The organism is Streptomyces dysideae (assembly GCF_001514305.1).
Lineage (GTDB): Bacteria > Actinomycetota > Actinomycetes > Streptomycetales > Streptomycetaceae > Streptomyces > Streptomyces dysideae.
In genome coordinates, this window is record NZ_KQ949131.1 from 1 (window position 1) to 19,043 (window position 19,043).

The following is a 19,043-nucleotide window of genomic DNA, read 5'->3' on the forward strand; positions in this document are numbered from 1 at the left end:
TCTCCACTGCCTATCAGCGGCGAGCGGCGGCGTGTCCGGGTACGGCGACACGAAGCTCGAGGAGCTGTCGCGTGTGCGCGGGTACGTGGTCCTCGGCGAGGCCGTCGACGAGGCCGGCCAGCGGAACCGGCTGGTCCAGTACGAGCGCGTCGTGGGACAGGAGGAGCGACGGCACCAGAACCGCGGCGGCCTGCTCGCTGAGCTGGTCGGCGATGTCGCACAGGATGGTGGCCTGGCCCCGGACATGGTCGATCAGCTCCGCCCGGTCCGAGTGCTCGGCGATGATCCGGCCGAGGTTCCAGGTGTCGAGGCAGATCCGGTTGTCGAAGGTGGGCCGCGAGCCGGCGACGACCCCCAGAGCGACCGCTGCGACCGAGGCGTCGACGCTGAGGATGTGCGCCAGGATCTGGTCGGCGTTCCATCCTCCGTCCGCCGCGTCGCCGAGGCCGGGGACGGCCGCCGCATCGAGCAACCTGTCGTAGGCGCTGTGCAGTTCGGTCGTGTCCATCGCGTGCTTCCCTTCAGTCGGGGGGTGCCGGATGCGCGTCCCGCTCCGCTGCCTCCGCCGCCTCGGCGACGCGTTTGATGTGCGCCAGCCGCCGGTCCCAGTCGGCCGCGAGCGAGGCCATCCACCGTGCCGTCGTGTCCAGCGCGGCGGGCCGCACCGCGTACCGCACCTCGCGTCCGACCCGGCCGCCGGACACCAGCCCGGCGGCGTCCAGGACGGCGAGGTGCTTGACGACCGCCTGCCGCGAGACGGGAAGCCGTTCGGCGAGCGTCGTGGCGGTGGCCTCACCCTGCGCGGCGAGCAGATCGAGCAGCCGGCGTCGCGTCGGGTCGGCCAGCGCGTCACCTCAGGACAATGCGCCGAACGGCGGGATAATGCGGGCATGGGTCACCGACTCGCCGACGCGAGCACACCGGCCCGGCTCGCCGCCCCCGACGAGGGCATCGGCCGGGACGAACTGGCGCTCGCCACCCGCAACCACGGCCTGCCCCTCGAGGCCCTGCGCTACGACCTCACCCCGCCCGGCCTGCACTACGTCCTGACGCACTACGACATCCCGTACGTCCCCGAGGACGAGCCCTGGCGCCTGTCCATCGTGGGCCGGGTTCGCCACCCGCTGCGCCTGGACCTGGCCGACCTGCGCACGTTCCCGCAGGTCACCACCCGGGTCACGCTGGAGTGCGCGGGCAACGGCCGGGCCCTGCTCACCCCAAGGCCGGTCAGCCAGCCGTGGCTGGTCGAGGCCGTCGGCACCGCCGAGTGGACCGGCGTACCGCTACGGCTGCTGCTCGCCGAGGCCGGCGTCGAGGCGGACGCCGTAGACGTGGTCTTCACCGGCGCCGACCACGGGGTGGAGCGCGGCGTCGAACAGGACTACCAGCGCGCCCTGCCCGCCGCCGTCGCCACGGGCAGCGAGCCCGAGGTGCTGGTGGCGTACGCGATGAACGGCGCCCCGCTGCCCCCGCAGCACGGTCACCCGCTGCGGCTCGTCGTGCCCGGCTGGTACGGCATGGCGCACGTGAAGTGGCTGCGCGACATCACCGTCACCGACGTACCGTTCACCGGCTTCCAGCAGGCCGTGGCCTACCGGCTCCGCCGGCACCCCGAGGACGAGGGCGAGCCGGTCACCCGGATCGCGCCGCGTGCCCTGCTGGTCCCGCCCGGATTCCCGGACTTCATGTCCCGCGCCCGGGTGGTCCGGCCCGGACCGGTGACTCTGGAAGGACGCGCCTGGTCGGGCCGGGCGCCGGTGACGCGGGCCGAGGTCAGCACGGACGCGGGGGACACCTGGCAGGAGGCCGAGCTGGCGCCGGACGACGGACACCGGTGGGCATGGCGCCGCTGGCGCTGCACCTGGACCGCGACGCCGGGCGAGTACGTGCTGAGCGCCCGGGCCACCGACGCCGAGGGGCACACCCAGCCACTGGAGCAGCCCTGGAACCGCGGCGGCTTCGCCAACAACCTCGTGCAGCGGGTGCCGGTGCTGTGCCTGGACGGCGACGCGGCGGAGTGAGGGGCCCGGCCGGCACCGGACCCGGAACGACTTGGGCCTGTCCGGCGGATCAGGCCGCGGGGAATCGGCGGTCCCCCATCGACGCGGGTGAGCCGGGGGCGATGGGGGAGGGCGTGCCAGGCCCCCCGGCCGGCGGGCTGCCGGTGAGGCTGGACAGAACACCTAGGGCAGCAGCTTGTCCAGGGCGGCGGGCCCCTCCGCCTCCAGCTTGCGCCTGGCCCATTCGAGGTTGCGCGGCGTGATGTCCTTGCCTGAGGCAAGCACCACATCCTCCGGTGACACATCGGTGCCGGTGCGGGCGTGGAGCAGGGCGTCCGGGGTGGTGCGCTCCTCGGACGGCCCGGACACGTCGGGCTGTGACGTCGGCATGATCTCTGCTCCTCGGATCCGGATCGCTTCTACGGACCCGGTGCGGTCATCGGGTCTGTTATCACCATTCAACGCGGGAGCCCACCCTGCATCCGGAAGCGCCGACCGCCGGTCCTCCGCGGCTCCGGGCCCGAGATGACGCGATGATCGTCCGGGCGTCTAATTGGGGCATATCGCACGTCTCGGCCGACAGGAGAGACCAGGCCTATGCCACCCAAACGAAGCAGCGCCGGGGGACGGGGACTGTCGCCCCAGGGGGACTGCGGCACCTCGGGGAATGGTGCACCCGGCACTTCGTGATCGTCATTGTGGCCTGGCTCGTCGCCCTGGTCGCCCTGCAGGCCCTCAACCGCTCCTCCGGCGGCGACTACTCGGACAACTTCACCCTGCCCGACGCACAGTCACAGCAGGGCCTGGACGTCCTGGAGCGGCACGATCCCGCCGCGGGCGGTTACAGCAGCCAGATCGTCCTGCACGACGGGCAGAAATCGCTGACGTCGCTGAGCTCGCAGATGTCCACCATGGTCGGCGACCTGCAGAAGCTGCCCCATGTCCTGTCCGTCCAGAACCCGTTGGCCGGCACCGGCTCGTCGGCCTCCCCGAGCGTCGGCCCGTTGTCCTCCGACGGAAAGACGGGCTACGTCACCGTCCGCTTCGACGAACAGCCGTCGACTCTCGGAGACGCCTACCTCGACGGAGTCGACGACGCCGTACAGCCGTTGCGGGCCGCCGGCGCCGACGTCGAGTACGGCGGACGGCTCGGCGAACTGGCCCGCCCGGCCGCCGACGACCGGGTGAGCGAAATGATCGGCTTCGGGGTCGCGATCGTCGTCCTGCTCATCGGCTTCGGCAGCGTGATCGCCGCCGGCATCCCCCTGCTGACCGCCCTGATCGGCGTGATCGGCGTGATCGGCGGACTCGCCTGCCTCGGTCTGCTCGCCGCCGCGTTCACCCTTCGCCACGGTCTCACCGACCCTGGCCACGATGATCGGCCTCGGCGTCGGCATCGACTACGCCCTGTTCCTGATCACCCGTCACCGGCAGAAGCTCATGGACGGCCTGGATCCGGTGCGCTCCGCGGGCCAGGCCGCCGCCACCAGCGGCCGCGCGGTGCTCGTCTCCGGCTGCACGGTGATCATCGCTCTCCTGGGTCTGTACGCGTCCGGAGTGAGCTTCATCGGCAAACTCGGGATCGCCGCCGCCGTGACGGTCGTCTCCGCCGTCGCGGGAGCGCTGACCCTGGTCCCGGCCCTGTTGGGCCTGATCGGCACCAGGATCGACCGCTACCGGCTGCGCCACCCCGTCGCCGAGACCGACGCCGCCCCGGGCGCCGAGATCCAGGGAACCTGGCACCGCTACGCACAGCGGGTGGCGCGGCGGCCGTGGCGCTACCTGGCCGCAGGCGTCACGACCGTCGTCGTCCTCGCCATCCCGGTCGTCTCCCTGCAACTCGGCCACATCGGCGACGGCGCCGATCCCACGTCGTTCACCGACCGGCGGGCCTACGACCTGATGACCGACGCCTTCGGTCCTGGCTCCAACGGCCCCTCACCGTCGTCATCGACCAGACCGCCGTACCGGACTCCGCACGCTCCTCCCTCGCCGCACAGACGCAGAAGACCCTCGACGCCGTGCCCGGCGCGTCCACCGTCACCCCGCTGACGCCCACGAAGGACGGCGACGTCCTGCTCGCCACGGTCTACTCGAAGGAGTCCCCGCAGAGCGCCGCCACCACGGACCTGACGAACCGTCTGGTCGACGACACGCTGCCCGACGCGGTCTCCGGCACGGACGCGAAGACCTACGTCACCGGGACGACGGCAGCCCAGGTCGACTTCCGCGACATCGTCGCGAGCCGGCTGCCGCTCATCATCGGCGTCGTGGTCGCCCTGGCCTTCCTGATCATCCTGGCCGTCTTCCGGGGTTTGCTCGTCGCCGTCAAGGCGGCGGTCCTCAACGTGCTGACGATCGTGGCCTCCTACGGCGTCGTCGCCGTCTTCCAATGGGGCTGGGGCGGACCCGCGCTGGGCGTCTCCGGCACGGTGCCCATCGAGAGCTACGTCCCGATGATGATGTTCGCGATCATCTTCGGGCTGAGCATGGACTACGAGATCTTCCTGCTCTCCCGTGTACACGAGGCCTGGCTGCGCACCGGAGACGCCAAGGCCTCCGTCGCCCACGCCCTGGAGATCACGGCGCGCGTCATCACCTGCGCGGCACTGATCATGGTGAGCGTCTTCGCCGCCTTCATCGTCAGCGACAACATCGTGGTCAAGATGCTCGGGCTGGGCCCGGCCGTCAGCGTGCTCATCGACGCCACCGTCGTACGCCTGCTCATGGTGCCCGCGGTGATGACCCTGCTGGGCCGGCACGCCTGGTGGACACCCCGTCTGCTCGACCGGATCCTCCCGCACATCGACGCCGAGGGGGAGGAGCAGAAGCCCACCGGCCGTCGGGAGCAGCGGGAGCGGGAACGAGCCCCCTGAGCCCGTCGCCGACAGCCGGTGCCGCGGCGGCGGCACCACGGCACACTGCGCCGGGTGCCGCCGCCGCGCCCGTCGGCGTCAGCCCGCGAAGGGCGTCAGCGTCAGCCGGATCCCCGTGGGCGCCGTGTCCTGGATGTACGAGGCGAAGTCGGCTACGTCGTCGAAGGCGAAGCCGTACGCCCTGCCGTCGGCGGTGGCCGTGTGCATCGCCCGGGCGTAGTGGTTGGTGAGGCCGGTCCGGTAGAAGGTCCCGGCGTCGGTCGTCGGCTGAGCGGGATGGCTGAGCAGCGTCGAGCGGTTGAACCCGGCGCCGAGCACCGCGGCGACGGGCCCGGTCGTCCCGTCGTTGGGCGCGGCCAGGTTGCCGTCGCAGAACAGCACGTCCCGCGTCGACGGCTTGGCGAAGGAGACCTGCGCGGGCCCGTCGAAGGCGAACCGGTCACCGCGCACCCGGCCGGTGAACGTACCGGCGTTGGTCGTGACGGTGAGATCGCGCCCGGTGTAGGTGCTCCACACCTCGTCGATGTACGGCGCGAAGTAGTCCTTGGCGAACAGACCGGCGTCCAGGCCGTGCCCCGGGGCGATGATGCGCGTGTCCGCCACCACCAGCGGCGCGAACTCCTCGACCTGCCGCACGGCGGCGAACGCGGCCGCCCGCCCGCCGGTCCGCAGCGTGCCCGTCGTCTGGTCCTTGGCGCCGGTCAGCCGGATGCTCAGCGGCACGCTGAACATGTCGACCATGGTCGTGTTGCAGAACATGCCCGCCGCGTTGTACGTGAACTCGGCGCAGTCGTGCAGCACTTGGTAGTTGGGGTCGGATGTCACCCAGCCGGCCGGGTACTGCAGCGCGGTGTTGCCGTTGCCGTCGGTCACGACCTTGAACTTCAGCTTCTGGCCGAGGGAGACGTAGATCCGGCCGGACATGTGGGGGAGCGAAAGCCGCGTCTCGCCGCTTCCGGCCAGACCGATCGCGTAGTCGGCGAACCCGTCGGCACCGTTGTCCGCCAGGGCGACCGGCGCGAGGGCGCCGTCCGGCGTGACACGCACCTGGCGGCCGTCCACGTTTCCCACGATGTAGACGTGCACGTTCGCGTTGTCGAAGGAGCCGCTCCCGTTGGCGATCGTCAACGGGAGGGGACCGGCTGCCGCGGTGGTGTCCGCGAGGGCGTACGGAGCGACGGCGGCGACGGCGGGCGCGGCCACCACCGCCCCGCCCAAGGTGATGAGAAGCGTGCGACGGCTGAGGCTGCTGCGCTGGTGACGGGGTGTCATGTGGGGGGCCTCCCGGAGTACTTGTGCGGGTACTGGGGCAGTGTCGGACAGGCGAGCGACATTGTGAGAGCGCTCTCAGACGCGTGGCGCCGCCACCGACGGGCCCCGATGCTACGCACGCTCCCCGGAGGTTCCAATAGGTCTGCACCTGACCCCAAGTCCCCCTGAACTGCGGTAACTTGAACAACCATCAAATAGGCACACCCCCTTAACCCTCACCTAAGGCGTCCTCAAGCCCCATCCCTTCGAAGAGAGCGCTCCCAGCCGGCCGGACGAGCCGGTGGCCGGAGCCTCGGAATTCCCGTGGACGCTCCCGCCGGAGACCACGTAGCGTGTGACCCCACGCCCCGAGACCGACGGAAGGAGGCGAGTGCCGTGCAGTTCACACCTTTCCCGCGCTCCCTCGCCGTTGCCCCGGCGTGCCACGTCTGACCGGGAGCGCTTCTCACAGCATGCATCCCGGAGGAATCTCCATGACCGATCTGGTCATCCGCGCGCTCGACGCGAGCGACGCACAGCTTTTCCACGCACACCCCGACCCGCTCGGCGCCCGCGAAACGCACCGGCGTACCCGCCACCGCACCGACTGGAAGCGGGTGGCCCTGCGCGACGGCGAGGTCGTCGCGCGCGGCGCCTGGTGGGGCGGCCCCGACGACACCGAGCCCGTCAACGTCAACTGGTTCGACGTCGCCGAGGGCGAGGAGGAGGCGGGCGCCGAACTCCTGCGCACCGCCCTGTGGCAGGTCGAACTCGAGATCAACCTGCCCGGTGGCTGGCGCGACCACGCCGGCCTGGTCACCGCCGCCGAAACCCGCTTCGCCGCCGCCCGGGCGGCCGGCTACGAACTCCTGGTGGAACGCTTCCTGTACCGCTGGACGCCGGAGCACGGACTGCCGGAGCGCCCCGGCCGCCTGCTGTTCAGCCCCGAACCGGACGACGCGGTGTTCTTCGACGCGCTGCGCCGCATCCACTCCGTCACCCTGGACGCCCACGCACTGCGGGACATCGAGGAGGGCGGCCTCGACCGGGCCGCCCAGGAAGAACTCGACTTCTTCCACTGGTGCCCCTCCCCACGGGAGTGGTGGCAGGTCGCGCACACCCGTGAGGGCGAGCCCGTGGGCATCCACATCCCGGCGCACAATCCGTCCGGCCCGTGCATCGGCTTCATCGGGGTCCTGCCCGAACAGCGCGGCCACGGCTACGCCTACGACCTGCTGACCGAGTGCACCCACTTCCTGGTCGAACAGGGCGCGGAGTTCATCGCGGCGGGCACGGACCAGGGCAACTTCCCCATGGCCGCGAACTTCGCCAAGGCCGGCTACCCGGTCGTCCACGAACGCGTCAACTTCCGTGCCCCCGGCAAGGAGAGCGAGGGCTAGGACACCCAGAGGCGGTCCGGCCCGGTATCGGGGCCGGGCCGCTTGTCAGTGCCGGGTGGCAAGCTGGTCGACGCGGTGATCGACAGCGGCGACGGAGGCGGAGCGTGGGGTTCGACGGCGGCATCTGGCACGTGGACAGCGGCGACGTACGGATCGGGGAGATCCTGATCGACGACGCCGACTTCCCCTGGCTGTCGGGCCACTTCACTCCCGGCCCCGGATACGACGGGGTCCGCGACCTCTTCGCCCGCGAACTGGCCCTGCTGGAGCTGGATCACGAGGAGCACTGGGAGGCATGGGAGGCGGCCTACGACGAGATCGGACGCCGCGTCTCGCTGACCTCGCCGGACGGCCCGGTGCCCGACTTCCTGCTGCACATCGAGGGCGACCGGGCGTGGTTCCGATGGCGTGTCCAGGCCTGTCCGGCGGATCAGGTCGCAGGGAATCGGCGGCTCCTCATCGACGCCGGTGAGCGGGGGAGGGCGAGGGCCACGTCGTCACCGGGCATGCGGTTCACCGCGACGAGCACCGCCTGCTCGACGTCCAGCCAGGGCAGTTCGACGGGAGCCCGCCGGCCGCTGCCCCGCACGGTGCGGAACAGCTCGGAGGAGCGCGGATCGTCGGCGAACATGTCCAGCGCCCGGGACCCTCGCCGCATCCCCTCCGTATGGGTCAGGAAGTCGAGCGGGTCTTCGAACCACGGGATCAGCCTGGCCAGTTCCGCATCACCGGGATGGCGCCACTGGCCCGCGTCGAGCAGCGCGGTCAGCCGCGCAGGGCAGGACCGGTCCACGGACCTCGGCGTCTGGCGTTGCCATGGCGGTCGGCATGTCGCGCCCGGCTCAGCCGGACCCCTCGTCCAACAGGGCTTCGGCATCGGCGAGGATCTCGGTGACCCGCAGCGCGAACGACGCGTCGCACGGATGCGGGCGTCCGGTGCGCGCGGCGGCCAGCAGGGCGTCCGCGGCCCGTACGAGGGCGGGCACCGCGCCGGCGGAGCTCTCGGGCAGGAGCGTCACCCCGGCCTCGCCGCGCAGTTCGACCGCCGCGCCCGCCGCCGCGGGCGGCGCGGTGAGGCTCAACGCCAGGGTGCTCGACGCGCCCCCGGCGTGATCGAGGACCAGATGGACGGTGTCCCCGGGACCGCGCACGGCCGCCGTCACCCGCCCGGCGTCCCCCAGCACGGGCAGCAGTATGGACAGGGCGTGCGGGCCCATGTCCCACAGCGCGCCCTTCTCCCGCCGCCACGGCGAGGCCGCGAACGGACTGTCGCTCCGGAACACCGACCCGAGCCACTGCGCCCGCCCCGTGAACCAGCCCGCCACGCCCGCCTGTTCGGCGATCCACGCCTCCGTCTCGGGCTGGAAACGCGTCGTGAAGAACACGACCGAGGCGACCCCGGCCGCCGCGACCGCCTCGACCACCGCCCGCCCCTGCCCGACCGTCGGTGCGAGCGGCTTGTCCAGCAGCAGATGACAACCCGCCCGCGCGGCCCGTACCGCCAGCTCCGCCTGCACGTCCGGCGGCAGCGCCACGGCGACCGCGTCCACGTCGGCGAACAGCGCGTCGGCGTCGTCGTAGACCTGCGTGCCGAACCGATCCGCCAGCTCCTTGGCGGCCTCCGGGCGACGGCCCCACACCCCGGCGAAGTCCAGCTCGCCGTGCCGGCTCAGGGCAGGGGCATGCGCCATCTGTGCCCAGGGTCCGGTGCCGAGCAGTCCGATGCGCATGCCGCCGCCTCTCCACGCCGCAGAACGGCCGGTTCCACGTGGCCCGGCCGCAGCAGAGCGTGTCACACCGACTGTGCAGGCGAACAGCCCGGTTGCCGGCCCGGCCGGACCGCCGGGATTCAGTTGCCGGGCTGCTGAATGCGTTCTCTTTCTTCTATTGGACCTTTGGCCACCGCACAACCACGCTGGAACGGGTCCGGCCCTCCACGATCCATCCCCCCCCAGGCCAGCCGAAAGAGGTCACAGACCATGCACACCCGCCGCATCGGTGACATCGAGGTCAGCGCGATCGGCCTGGGCGCGATGCCCATGTCCATCGAGGGACGCCCGGACGAGGCGCGTTCCCTAGCCACCATCTACGCCGCGCTCGACGCCGGCGTCACCCTCATCGACACCGCGGATGCCTACCACCGGGACGCCGACGAGGTCGGCCACAACGAGACCCTGATCGCCAAGGCCCTCGCCTCCCACGAGCGGGGCGCCGACGTCCTGGTCGCCACCAAGGGCGGCCACCTGCGCCCCGGTGACGGCAGCTGGACCCTCGACGGCAGCCCCGCCCACCTCAAGGCGGCCTGCGAGGCGTCCCTGCGCCGGCTCGGCGTGGAGGCCATCGGGCTCTACCAGTTCCACCGCCCCGACCCGAGGGTGCCGTACGCCGAGTCCGTCGGCGCCGTACGGGACCTGCTCGACGAGGGCAAGATCCGCATGGCGGGCATCTCCAACGCGAACCGCGACCAGATCCGGCAGGCCGGCGAGATCCTCGGCGGGCGACTGGTCTCCGTGCAGAACCAGTTCTCCCCGGCCTTCCGCTCCAGCGAGCCGGAACTGCGCCTGTGCGACGAGCTCGGCATCGCGTTCCTGCCGTGGAGCCCGCTCGGCGGGATCTCCCGGGCCCGTGAACTCGGCTCCGCCTACGCCCCGTTCGCGCGCGTCGCCGAGGCCCACGGCGTGAGCCCGCAGCGCGTGTGCCTGGCCTGGATGCTCGCCAAGTCACCGGTCGTCGTGCCGATCCCCGGCGCCAGCCGCCCCGAGACGATCCGCGACTCGGTCGCCGCGGCCGGCCTCGGCCTCACGGCCGGCGAACTCGCGGAACTGGACGCGGTCTGACCCGACGCACGCCGCAGGTGTAGTCCCCGCCGGCCTGGGGAGAAAGCGCTTGCTAGTCACCCAGAGACTGAAAAGGGACCACGCCGATGGCGTCCTCGTTGGAAAGACCGCTCGACCACCGCTACCGGGGCGAACACCCCGTCCGCACCCTCGCCTACCTGCTCCGCGCCGACCGCCGCCGCCTGGCCGTGGCGGTCGGCGTCTTCACCGTCAAGCACAGCCCCGTCTGGCTGCTGCCGCTGATCACCGCGGCCATCATCGACACCGTCGTCCAGCACCAGCCGATCTCCAGACTCTGGCTGAGCACCGGCGTGATCATGCTGATCCTGCTGGTCAACTACCCCCTGCACCTGCTCTACGTACGCCTCCTGTACGGCAGCGTGCGCCGCATGGGCACCACCCTGCGCTCCGCGCTGTGCACCCGCATGCAGCAGCTCTCCATCGGCTACCACTCCCGCGTCAGCGCGGGCGTCCTGCAGGCCAAGGTCGTACGGGACGTGGAGACCGTCGAGCAGATGGTGCAGCAGACCGCGGAGACCGGGCTCGGCGCGGGCACCGTCCTGGTCGGCGGCCTCGTCATCATCGGCATCCGCACACCGGAGTTCCTGCCCGTCTTCCTGATCGTCGTGCCCGCCGCCGCGCTCGTCGTCGCCCGACTCAGGGCCCGGCTGCGCACCCACAACGAACACTTCCGCCACGAGGTCGAGACCCTGTCCTCCCGGGTGACGGAGATGACCCGCCTCATCCCGGTCACCCGCGCCCACGGCCTGGAGGGCAAGGCGCTGCGCCGCATGGACGGCACCCTGCACCGCCTGCTCACCTCCGGTATGCGCCTCGACCTGGTCAACGGCCGCTTCGGCTCGCTGGCCTGGGTCGTCCTCAACGTGGTCGGCGTACTGGTCCTGGCCGGCGCGGCCCTGATCTCGTACTACGGCGTCTGGGGCGTCACCGCCGGCGACGTCGTGATGCTCAGCGCGTTCCTGACCACGCTCACCAACTCCACGACCACACTGGCGGGACTGGCCCCCGTCATCACCAAGGGCCTCGAGTCCGTCCGCTCCGTGGGCGAGGTCCTCCAGGCCCCCGAACTGGAGGACAACGAGGGCAAGACCGAACTCACCTCGCTGCGCGGCGCGGTCACCTTCCAGAACGTCGGCCACGCCTACGACAGCGGGCGCCCCGCCGTACGCGACTTCAGCCTGTCCGTCGCACCCGGCGAGACCATCGCCCTGGTCGGTGCGTCCGGCGCCGGCAAGTCCACCGTCCTCAACCTCGTCATCGGCTTCATCCGCCCCACCTCGGGTCGGCTGCTGCTCGACGGCACCGACATGAACAGCCTCGATCTGCGCACCTACCGGCGGTTCCTCTCGGTCGTGCCGCAGGAGTCGATCCTCTTCGACGGCACCATCCGCGAGAACGTCGCCTACGGCATGGACGACGCCGACGAGGAGACCGTGCGCGCCGCACTGCGCGACGCCAACGCGCTGGAGTTCGTCGACCGGCTGCCGCAGGGCCTCGACACCGTCGTCGGCGAACGCGGCGCCCGACTGTCCGGCGGCCAGCGCCAGCGCCTCGCCATCGCCCGCGCCCTGATCCGCGACCCGAGGGTGCTGGTCCTGGACGAGGCGACGTCGGCGCTGGACACCCAGTCGGAGGCCCTCGTCCAGCAGGCCCTCTCCCGGCTGCTGCACGGCCGCACCACGTTCGTGGTGGCCCACCGGCTGTCCACCGTGCGGGGCGCGGACCGGATCGTGGTGATGGGCGACGGCCGTATCCAGGAGATCGGCACCCACGAGGAACTGCTGCGCCGCGGCGGGGCATACACGGCTCTGAACAGCGGCCAGGCCGCCTGACGAAGTCAGTCAGGAACGGACCGCCGGGACCGCCGCCTTCCCCGGAACGTGGACCGGTGGGCATACGGCGTGGTGCCCAGCACCCGGCGGAACCGTTTCCGGAAGGCGGTCGGCGAGCCGAACCCCGCCTGCCGGGCGATCCGTTCGACCGTGTGGTCGCTGTGCTCCAGCAGATACTGGGTCCGCCGCGCCCGCGCCCGCAGCAGCCACCGCAACGGCGTGCTGCCCGTCTGCTCACGGAACCGGCGGGTGAGGGTCCGCTCGCTCATCCCCGCCCGCGCCGCCTTCGCCCCCAGGGTGATCTCACCGGCCAGATTGGCCTCGACCCACTCCGGCAGCGGCCCCAGTGCCGAGCCCCGCAGCACCGGCGGATGCTCGTGCACGATGAACTGGGCCTGCCCGCCCTACCGTTCCAGCGGTACGACGGCCATGCGGGCGGAGTGCGCGGCGACCGCCGAGCCCAGGTCCCGCAGGATCATGTGCAGCACATGTCCAGCCCGGCGGCGGCCCCGGCCGAGGTGAGGATCTGCTTACTGTCGACGTACAGCACGTCCGGCTCCACCCGGACCCGCGGAAACCGCTCGCGAGCTCATCGGTGGCCATCCAGTGCGTGTCGGCGTCCGCCACGGCGTCGAGCCCCCGGTCGATCCGCAGGCCGAAGCCGCCCGCCCGTACCTCCGGCGACTCGGCGCACATCCGGATGGCGAGAACCCGTTGGAACCTGTCGTTTCAGCCCCGGTGCGCTCACCTGAAAGATCCCTGACGTGAGCTGCGCGCCCCACCCCGGTGAGCACGGTCCAGCTCCTGCACCGCATCTGCCGTCGGCAGCGGCGGGCTCATCACGTCCATCGCCCTGACCGCCGCGGAGCCGGCATCCAGGTCGCCTTCGTCCTGCCCCGCCAGGACGAACCCCTCGGGGACCTGACCGCCCAGCGGCCCGTGGAGCGCTCCGCCACGGCTCAACTCGCCATGTTCACCGTCACCTTCAACCTCCTGTGGGCGACCGTCACCGTCCTGATGATCGTCCGGCCCGGCTCGATCACAGGCGCCCGAGCGCGGCATACGACGCCTCGCCGGGGCCGAACCCTTCACTCCGCCCCCGTCAAGCCCTCCGGGGTAATTCGCACCCCAGTGTGTGCGGGCGCCTAGACTCGACAGCTGGGCCCATGCGTATGGGCCACTACAGGAAAGGCGCGTTGACGGGTGTTCCAGGATTCCCCCATTTACGACCGACTCATCGCGGAACGCGGCGACATCCCCACCCAGGCGCGCAGGGAGGCCGAACGCATCAGGAGGGAACTGGAATTCGTCATGCAGCCCCTGCAGGGCATGGGCCACGCCCAGCCTCCCGGGCGACCGGGGCCGCCGCCCCCGGCCCCGCCCACCTGGCAGCAGCGCAATGCTCTACTGCCCGGCCCACCGCCACACTGACCCCGGCCGGTCAGGGAACCGCCGTGTTCGCGCCGTTGACACGCGCCTGCCGCCGCGCGGCGGGCTGGGCGAGCCACTCGGCGATGCCGCGGGCGATCGGCTGACCGGTCTCCACCTCCACGAAGCCGAACTGTCCCGACTGGTTGCACTCCAGGAACCACCACGTCCCGTCGGCGTCCTCCGCGAAGTCGAAAGCACCGTAGGCGAGGTCGGCCGTTCGGACGTACGAGCGGACCCTCTCGGCGGTGCGCGGCGGCATGTCGACGGGACGCCACGGCGCGTCGGACACCGCGAAGCGGACGTCCACCTCGCTCTCGGGGTCGCACTCCTTGCGGGCGGCGAGCATCCGGTCGCCCACGACGGTGAGGCGGATGTCGGCTCGCTTGGCTATGCGCCGTTGCAGCAGCGTGGGGCCGAACGCGACGGCGGAGAAGTCCGCGTCCGGCGCCACCCGGCTGGTCGGCACCGCTCGCGGCGGATCCTGCGGGTGCGCGCCGGACACCGGCTTGACCACCAGGTCCGGGTAGCGCTCCGCGAACTCCTGGGCGGCCTGCGGGAACGTCGTGATCAGCGTGGCCGGCACGGGCAGTCCGCAGCGCTGGGCGAGCCGCAGCTGCCACGGCTTGTGGCGGGCCCGGCGGGCCGCGTCGGGATGGTTCATCCAGCGGGCGCCGCAGCCGCGCAGCATGCCGTAGAGCGCCTGCGCGGACTCCTCGGTCAGCCAGGCGGACGGCATGGCCGCCCGCGCGGCCGGCGTGCCCGGCCTGCGCACCCACACGGACCGCAGCCCCTCGATGCTCACCAGTCGGCCCCCCGACGACAGGTGCCCGCGGAAGGAGCCGTGCACGTACTCGCCGGACAGGGCGACCCCACCGGGCAGATCGGCGGGATCCAGGCGCACCACCGGCACGCCGGAGGCGTTGAGATGCACGACCACCATGTCCGCCGTCACGTCCTCTTCGCCGGTCAGAATCAACACCGTCATCGTCGGCGGTCCGCGTTCAGTCGTCGAAGTGGGTCTTCGAGCCCGCCGTCGACGTCGTGGTCCCCAGCTCCCGTATCAGGGAGTGGTCGCAGGCGGCGATCCGCCCGTCGAGGAGCACGTTCAACTGCAGCCCGGAATCGTAGACGTACGCAGCGGTGGCCTCCGACTCCGCTGCCGGACGTGCGTAGTTGAGCGCGAACGGTTGCATCGTCTCTCCCTCGCCTGTGCTGCTCCGATCAAGCGATGGTCACCTGACGGCGTCGCTTGGTCCGCCGACATCGCTCGGCTTCCACTGACTTATACGAATCGAACGGGTGAATGGTTGCCTCACGCTCCGTAGTCAAGGGAGCTTTTGCTGCCCGCCGTCCGGTGTGCGGCGCAGAGTACGCAGCGCGAGCAGGAGGACACCGATGTCGTCGAGGTACACGGGATCGGGCACCAGGTCGGTCGGCAGCACGAAATACAGCAGGGCGCCCCAGAAGACCCAGCGCGGCCCCGTCGGCAGCCCGGCCCGCCGCAGCTCGCGCCGCGTCCGGACCAGCCGCACGAACACGCCCACGGCCATGGCGAGCACACCGGCCGCGATGACCGCGGCGCCGACGACGACCACGGTGGTCGAGTCCAAGGCCCTCGCCTCCTTCCCTGCGTCGGGCGACCCCGTCTCCTAAGAGATTCCCGGCCGAGCCGCCCGCATGGCGTGACGGAGGCAACAGGCGTAGCCGGCAGTCCTAGCCTTCGGACGTCTCCGGCCGCCCGTCGGTTGCCTTCTCCGTGTCACCCGTGGCGGAGGCGGTCCGGCGGGACTTGGCGGAGCCCTTGAGGCGTTCCAGGGTCCGGGTCAGCTGCTGGAGCGGCGACGACGGCTGGGCGCCGGACGGCTGCTGCTTCTCGGGGACCGTGCCGGCGGACTCGCGGTAGGCGGCCAGCGCCTCGTGGGCCTGCTCGGCGGCCTCCCGGTACAGGTCCCGGGACTTCGTCATCGCATCGAGCGCCTCGGAGTACATGGCCACCAGCTTGCGCTCGCGGTCGAGCTCCTCCTGGAGCGTCAGCAGCCCCCACCGCTCGCGCAGCGCTGTGACGGCGCCCTCCGCGCCGTCCGGCAGCGGCCGCGGCAGCGCGGCGAACCGGGTCACGGCGTCGATGAGTTCGGCCGGCTCCGAACCGTCAAGGAAGACGCTGCGTACGGCGAAGCCCTGCGCGTCATAGCCGTCGGGGACCGGCGTCCCGGGCAGTACGGCGGCCCCGCCGCGCGGCACCTGTACGTCGAAGTCCCGCAGGGCCCAGTTCACGACGCGCAGTTGGCTGGGCACGGCACGGTGCTCGACCACTCGGTGCCGCAGCCCCGGCGGCAGCAGGTCCGCCAGCGGCACCCGGCCGCGTTCGTCGGTGGTCATCGCCTCGTGGACGACGACATGGATGCTCCAGCCGTCCTGTGCGGAGTCCTTGAGCACCCGCCGTACGGCCTTGTCGTCCACGGGCAGGCTGTTGAGCTCCCGGAGCCTCAGCCCGGTGACGGCCGCGTGGTCCCAGCCTGCGTCCGGCTCCTGCGGCCAGAACATCGCGGCGGGCGACGGCCACCGCACGTCCCACGGAGCCTCCGCCTCCGCCGCCAGGACCCAGTCCTGACCGTCGCCCGCATGGTGCGCGACGGTCAGCCGGGCACGCACGGTCACCGTCTGGTCGACCCGCCAGCGGGCCTCGAAGATCTGTTCCGCGACGCCTTCGGTCCCGGGCGCTTCCTGCCAGTCGTCGATGGCGTGACGGTCCTTGAGCCGACGCAGACTGAGCCGGACGTCGACTTCCGCGGCGGGCCCGGCATGACGGCCGCGGGCGAGCCACACGGTGGGGGGAGTGGTGGTGGCGCAGACGGTGCGGGAGCTGAGCATGAGTCCATCTGAAGGGCGGGGATGTGTGCTCGTACCAGTATCGCCGCCCCGGTTCGCCGGGGATCGGGCGGGGTCCGCACACGGGGTGTGATCCGTCCGCGTCGGCCCACGCCCCTTCACCCGTGGCCCGCACCGCGCCCGGTCAAGAGAATGACTCGGTGAGCAGGACCCGCCCGCCATCCGCATTGGGGCGGGTCCTGCTCACGTCACTCACCCGTGGTAGGTGATGTAGCCGTTCCCGTCCGCGTCGTTGCGGCTCTTGGTGTACGCGTGCGAGTCGGCCCCGGCCCCGGAGGGCTTGTACAGGTAGATCGAGTCCTTGTCGTTGTTCCAGAGGAAGTTGCAGTTGTCGCGGTACACGACGTTGTATCTGTCGGAGTCGCTGCCGTTGCCGCCCCGGAGCTTCACATAGTCGCCGGGCTGCAGGTAGTGGTTCGCCGTGAAGGTGAACCGGTTGCCCGCGGCGTCCTTCACGACATAGCCCTTGAGGTTGACCGTGTAGCGGGACGAGTAGTTCTTGATCGTCAGGAACTCCTTGTAGGTGTTGCCGGTGGTGCAGTTGTTGGAGTCACGGCCGGGCGCGTCGTACTGGATCCCGCGGATCTTCAGCGCGGACGAGTACTCGGTGGCCTGGGCCGGTATCGCGGTCAGCACGGCCAGCGCCCCCGCCGCGGCGGCCGATGTGGTGACAAGGCGTATACGCATGGAAACGTCCCCCCAATGTGGATGTTCTGTGAAGGATCTGGAGCGTATACAACACATTCGGCCGCTGGGGCCGCTTCACCGAAATCACGGCGGGGGAGGTGTGTCCCGGTCAGTGCGGATACGCCCGCGGAGGCCGCTGGCGTGTCAGGTCGTCGCGGAACTCCGCGATGACGGAGCTGATCTGCCGGGTCAGCGAGGTGTTCTCGAGCCGGTCGAGGTAGAGGTTGCCGGGGTATCGGCAAGTAGCGCTCCGGTACGGCAGGTTGGCGCCCCTCGCAGCACTCTGCGGGGGCCGGGGAATCCCCGGCCCCCGCAGAGCAAGGCCCCGTTCGGGCCCTTGCGCCTTACGCGCCGCTCGCCTTGAGCATGTCCTCACGCTCGACGATCTTCACACGCTCACGGCCCTCCGGCTCGCCGAGCGCCTTCTCGGCGGCGTCCAGCTTGTACCAGCCGTCCCAGGTGGTGAACCGGATGTCGCGCTCCTCGAGGAACGCCTGCACGGCCTCCGGTTCGGGCGAAGCCGGCGTCTGCAGACGGCCGTTGGCGAAGTCGGCCAGCAGGTTGGACACCGTCTCGTTGGCGTCGCCCTTGGTGTGGCCGATCAGGCCCACCGGGCCGCGCCGGATCCAGCCGGTGACGTACGTCGACTGGAGGTGCTCGCCGGACTCCTGGACGACCCGGCCGCCCTCGTCCGGGACGGTGCCCGACTCGATGTCCCAGGGCAGCTTGGGGAGTTTGTCGGAGAGATAGCCGACGGCGCGGTAGATCGCGGTGACGTCCCAGTCCTTGAACTCGCCGGTGCCCTTGACGTTGCCGGTGCCGTCGAGGGTGGTGCGCTCGGTGCGCAGGCCGACGACCTTGCCGTCCTCGCCGAGGATCTCGGTCGGCGACTCGAAGAAGTGCAGGAACAGCTTGTGCTGTCGGTCGCCGACGTCGCGGATCGCCCAGTTCTCCAGGGTCTTGGCGACCATGTCGGCCTGCTTGTTGCCGCGCCGGGTCTCGATCGAGCCCTCGTCGTAGTCGATGTCCTCGGGGTCGACGATGACCTCGATGTTGGGGGAGTGATCCAGCTCGCGCAGCTCCATCGGGCTGAACTTCGCCTGCGCCGGGCCGCGCCGGCCGAACACGTGGATCTCCACGGCCTTGTTGGCCTTCAGGCCGTCGTGGACGTTCGGCGGGATCTCCGTCGGCAGCAGCTCGTCCGCCGTCTTGGCCAGGATGCGGGCCACGTCCAGCGCGACGTTGCCGACACCGAGGACGGCGACCTTCTCCGCCTCCAGCGGCCAGGTGCGCGGCACGTCCGGGTGACCGTCGTACCAGGAGACGAAGTCCGCCGCGCCGTACGAGCCGTCGAGCTCGATGCCGGGGATCGGCAGCGCCCGGTCGGCCGTGGCGCCTGTGGAGAAGATCACGCCGTCGTAGAACGCGCGCAGGTCGTCCAGGCTGAGGTCGGTCGGGTAGTCGACGTTGCCGAAGAGCCGGATCTGCGGCTTGTCGAGGACCTGGTGGAGGGCGGTGATGATGCCCTTGATGCGGGGGTGGTCGGGGGCGACGCCGTAACGGATCAGTCCGAACGGTGCCGGCATCCGCTCGAAGATGTCGATGGACACACCCGGGTCGGCGGCCACATCGGACTTGAGCAGTGCATCGGCGGCGTAGATCCCGGCAGGGCCGGCTCCGACAATGGCTACCCGCAGGGGGCGGGGCATGATCAGGTTCCCTTCGAGCGGTGATAGATCGACTCGACGGGAAGCCTAAGCTAAGGCAAGCCTAAGTCGGTACGCGGGTCCGGTCTATGAGCTCATAAGCGTGATTTATG

18 protein-coding genes and 4 pseudogenes are annotated in these 19,043 nt (G+C 71.2%); 8 read left to right on the forward strand and 14 right to left on the reverse strand.

The features are described from left to right. Positions 1-13 precede the first annotated feature (13 nt). Together AQJ91_RS45430 and AQJ91_RS45435 are read right to left on the reverse strand one after the other, a co-directional pair. Positions 14-508: a hypothetical protein gene (locus AQJ91_RS45430; protein WP_067035279.1), complete on the reverse strand. Its 495-nt coding sequence runs from the start codon at positions 506-508 to the stop codon at positions 14-16. Positions 509-521: 13 nt separating this feature from the next. Further along, on the reverse strand, positions 522-845 hold the full coding sequence (locus AQJ91_RS45435; RefSeq protein WP_067035281.1) for an ArsR/SmtB family transcription factor: 324 nt from the start codon (positions 843-845) through the stop codon (positions 522-524). 45 nt (positions 846-890) lie between these two features. Here AQJ91_RS45435 and AQJ91_RS45440 point away from each other — a divergent pair, with 45 nt between their 5' ends. Then, entirely contained in the window at positions 891-2,021 is a 1,131-nt protein-coding gene (locus AQJ91_RS45440; protein WP_067035284.1) for a sulfite oxidase, read from the forward strand. A 162-nt stretch (positions 2,022-2,183) separates the two neighbouring features. On the opposite strand, the gene AQJ91_RS45445 is transcribed toward AQJ91_RS45440, so the two are convergent. Further along, the gene (locus AQJ91_RS45445) at positions 2,184-2,390 is read right to left on the reverse strand and encodes a hypothetical protein (RefSeq protein WP_067035287.1); all 207 of its coding nucleotides are present in this window, start codon (positions 2,388-2,390) and stop codon (positions 2,184-2,186) included. A gap of 296 nt (positions 2,391-2,686) precedes the next feature. Between AQJ91_RS45445 and AQJ91_RS45450 the strand changes: the two are divergent. Then, positions 2,687-4,876: pseudogene (locus tag AQJ91_RS45450) on the forward strand (MMPL family transporter). 78 nt (positions 4,877-4,954) lie between these two features. Here AQJ91_RS45450 and AQJ91_RS45455 read toward each other — a convergent pair. After that, positions 4,955-6,148 carry a glycoside hydrolase family 64 protein gene (locus AQJ91_RS45455; protein ID WP_067035290.1) on the reverse strand — a complete coding sequence of 398 codons (1,194 nt, stop codon included), beginning with the start codon at positions 6,146-6,148 and terminating at the stop codon, positions 4,955-4,957. 473 nt (positions 6,149-6,621) lie between these two features. On the opposite strand from AQJ91_RS45455, the gene AQJ91_RS45460 reads away from it, so the two are divergent. Then, positions 6,622-7,527, forward strand: a complete 906-nt coding sequence (locus AQJ91_RS45460) for a GNAT family N-acetyltransferase (RefSeq protein WP_067035293.1) — start codon at positions 6,622-6,624, stop codon at positions 7,525-7,527. On the opposite strand, the gene AQJ91_RS54185 is transcribed toward AQJ91_RS45460, so the two are convergent. Beyond that, positions 7,524-7,805 (reverse strand): hypothetical protein, encoded by a 282-nt coding sequence (locus AQJ91_RS54185; protein ID WP_159054809.1) that lies wholly within the window; start codon positions 7,803-7,805, stop codon positions 7,524-7,526. The two genes, AQJ91_RS45460 and AQJ91_RS54185, sit on opposite strands and share 4 nt — an antisense overlap. Here AQJ91_RS54185 and AQJ91_RS56980 point away from each other — a divergent pair. Next, positions 7,689-7,934 (forward strand): annotated as a pseudogene (locus AQJ91_RS56980) (hypothetical protein); the annotation flags it as partial. The gene AQJ91_RS54185 and the pseudogene AQJ91_RS56980 overlap by 117 nt on opposite strands. Positions 7,935-7,957: 23 nt before the next feature. On the opposite strand, the gene AQJ91_RS45470 reads toward AQJ91_RS56980, so the two are convergent. Together AQJ91_RS45470 and AQJ91_RS45475 are read right to left on the reverse strand one after the other, a co-directional pair. Further along, entirely contained in the window at positions 7,958-8,320 is a 363-nt protein-coding gene (locus AQJ91_RS45470; RefSeq protein WP_199848199.1) for a hypothetical protein, read from the reverse strand. A gap of 49 nt (positions 8,321-8,369) precedes the next feature. Continuing rightward, entirely contained in the window at positions 8,370-9,257 is an 888-nt protein-coding gene (locus tag AQJ91_RS45475; protein ID WP_067035299.1) for a Gfo/Idh/MocA family protein, read from the reverse strand. Between the two features lie 249 nt (positions 9,258-9,506). Between AQJ91_RS45475 and AQJ91_RS45480 the strand changes: the two genes are divergently transcribed. Beyond that, positions 9,507-10,364, forward strand: coding sequence for an aldo/keto reductase (locus AQJ91_RS45480; protein ID WP_067035302.1), 858 nt, complete (start codon positions 9,507-9,509; stop codon positions 10,362-10,364). 86 nt (positions 10,365-10,450) lie between these two features. Beyond that, complete coding sequence (locus tag AQJ91_RS45485; RefSeq protein WP_067035305.1) at positions 10,451-12,217, forward strand: ABC transporter ATP-binding protein; 1,767 nt, start codon at positions 10,451-10,453, stop codon at positions 12,215-12,217. 5 nt (positions 12,218-12,222) lie between these two features. On the opposite strand, the pseudogene AQJ91_RS51375 reads toward AQJ91_RS45485, so the two are convergent. Beyond that, positions 12,223-12,919, reverse strand: a pseudogene (locus AQJ91_RS51375) (GlxA family transcriptional regulator); the annotation flags it as partial. Between the two features lie 118 nt (positions 12,920-13,037). On the opposite strand from AQJ91_RS51375, the pseudogene AQJ91_RS56985 reads away from it, so the two are divergent. Continuing rightward, positions 13,038-13,267 (forward strand): annotated as a pseudogene (locus AQJ91_RS56985) (hypothetical protein); the annotation flags it as partial. A gap of 153 nt (positions 13,268-13,420) precedes the next feature. Continuing rightward, the gene (locus AQJ91_RS56990; RefSeq protein ID WP_079085691.1) at positions 13,421-13,648 is read left to right on the forward strand and encodes a hypothetical protein; all 228 of its coding nucleotides are present in this window, start codon (positions 13,421-13,423) and stop codon (positions 13,646-13,648) included. A gap of 10 nt (positions 13,649-13,658) precedes the next feature. Here AQJ91_RS56990 and tgmB read toward each other — a convergent pair whose 3' ends face one another. The 6 genes from tgmB to AQJ91_RS45525 form a co-directional block, all read right to left on the reverse strand. Continuing rightward, positions 13,659-14,633, reverse strand: a complete 975-nt coding sequence (tgmB, locus tag AQJ91_RS45500) for an ATP-grasp ribosomal peptide maturase (RefSeq protein WP_067035310.1) — start codon at positions 14,631-14,633, stop codon at positions 13,659-13,661. Between the two features lie 16 nt (positions 14,634-14,649). Further along, on the reverse strand, positions 14,650-14,841 hold the full coding sequence (gene tgmA / locus AQJ91_RS45505; protein ID WP_067035312.1) for a putative ATP-grasp-modified RiPP: 192 nt from the start codon (positions 14,839-14,841) through the stop codon (positions 14,650-14,652). Positions 14,842-14,973: 132 nt separating this feature from the next. Then, positions 14,974-15,258, reverse strand: a complete 285-nt coding sequence (locus tag AQJ91_RS45510) for a YkvA family protein (RefSeq protein WP_067035315.1) — start codon at positions 15,256-15,258, stop codon at positions 14,974-14,976. 103 nt (positions 15,259-15,361) lie between these two features. Further along, positions 15,362-16,519: a hypothetical protein gene (locus tag AQJ91_RS45515; protein WP_067035318.1), complete on the reverse strand. Its 1,158-nt coding sequence runs from the start codon at positions 16,517-16,519 to the stop codon at positions 15,362-15,364. 210 nt (positions 16,520-16,729) lie between these two features. Then, entirely contained in the window at positions 16,730-17,224 is a 495-nt protein-coding gene (locus tag AQJ91_RS45520; protein WP_067035321.1) for a lamin tail domain-containing protein, read from the reverse strand. 344 nt (positions 17,225-17,568) lie between these two features. Beyond that, a complete protein-coding gene (locus AQJ91_RS45525) occupies positions 17,569-18,933 on the reverse strand; it encodes an FAD-dependent oxidoreductase (protein ID WP_067035324.1) in 1,365 nt (454 codons plus the stop codon). Positions 18,934-19,043 lie beyond the last annotated feature (110 nt).

Coding starts and splice junctions, on each gene's coding strand:
- AQJ91_RS45475 (WP_067035299.1), bottom strand. CDS start 9,257: ATGCGCATCGGACTGCTCGGCACCGGACCCTGGGCACAGATGGCGCAT.
- AQJ91_RS45440 (WP_067035284.1), top strand. CDS start 891: ATGGGTCACCGACTCGCCGACGCGAGCACACCGGCCCGGCTCGCCGCC.
- AQJ91_RS45455 (WP_067035290.1), bottom strand. CDS start 6,148: ATGACACCCCGTCACCAGCGCAGCAGCCTCAGCCGTCGCACGCTTCTC.
- tgmA (WP_067035312.1), bottom strand. CDS start 14,841: ATGCAACCGTTCGCGCTCAACTACGCACGTCCGGCAGCGGAGTCGGAG.
- AQJ91_RS45515 (WP_067035318.1), bottom strand. CDS start 16,519: ATGCTCAGCTCCCGCACCGTCTGCGCCACCACCACTCCCCCCACCGTG.
- AQJ91_RS45525 (WP_067035324.1), bottom strand. CDS start 18,933: ATGCCCCGCCCCCTGCGGGTAGCCATTGTCGGAGCCGGCCCTGCCGGG.
- tgmB (WP_067035310.1), bottom strand. CDS start 14,633: ATGACGGTGTTGATTCTGACCGGCGAAGAGGACGTGACGGCGGACATG.
- AQJ91_RS45480 (WP_067035302.1), top strand. CDS start 9,507: ATGCACACCCGCCGCATCGGTGACATCGAGGTCAGCGCGATCGGCCTG.
- AQJ91_RS45520 (WP_067035321.1), bottom strand. CDS start 17,224: ATGCGTATACGCCTTGTCACCACATCGGCCGCCGCGGCGGGGGCGCTG.
- AQJ91_RS45460 (WP_067035293.1), top strand. CDS start 6,622: ATGACCGATCTGGTCATCCGCGCGCTCGACGCGAGCGACGCACAGCTT.
- AQJ91_RS45430 (WP_067035279.1), bottom strand. CDS start 508: ATGGACACGACCGAACTGCACAGCGCCTACGACAGGTTGCTCGATGCG.
- AQJ91_RS45485 (WP_067035305.1), top strand. CDS start 10,451: ATGGCGTCCTCGTTGGAAAGACCGCTCGACCACCGCTACCGGGGCGAA.
- AQJ91_RS45445 (WP_067035287.1), bottom strand. CDS start 2,390: ATGCCGACGTCACAGCCCGACGTGTCCGGGCCGTCCGAGGAGCGCACC.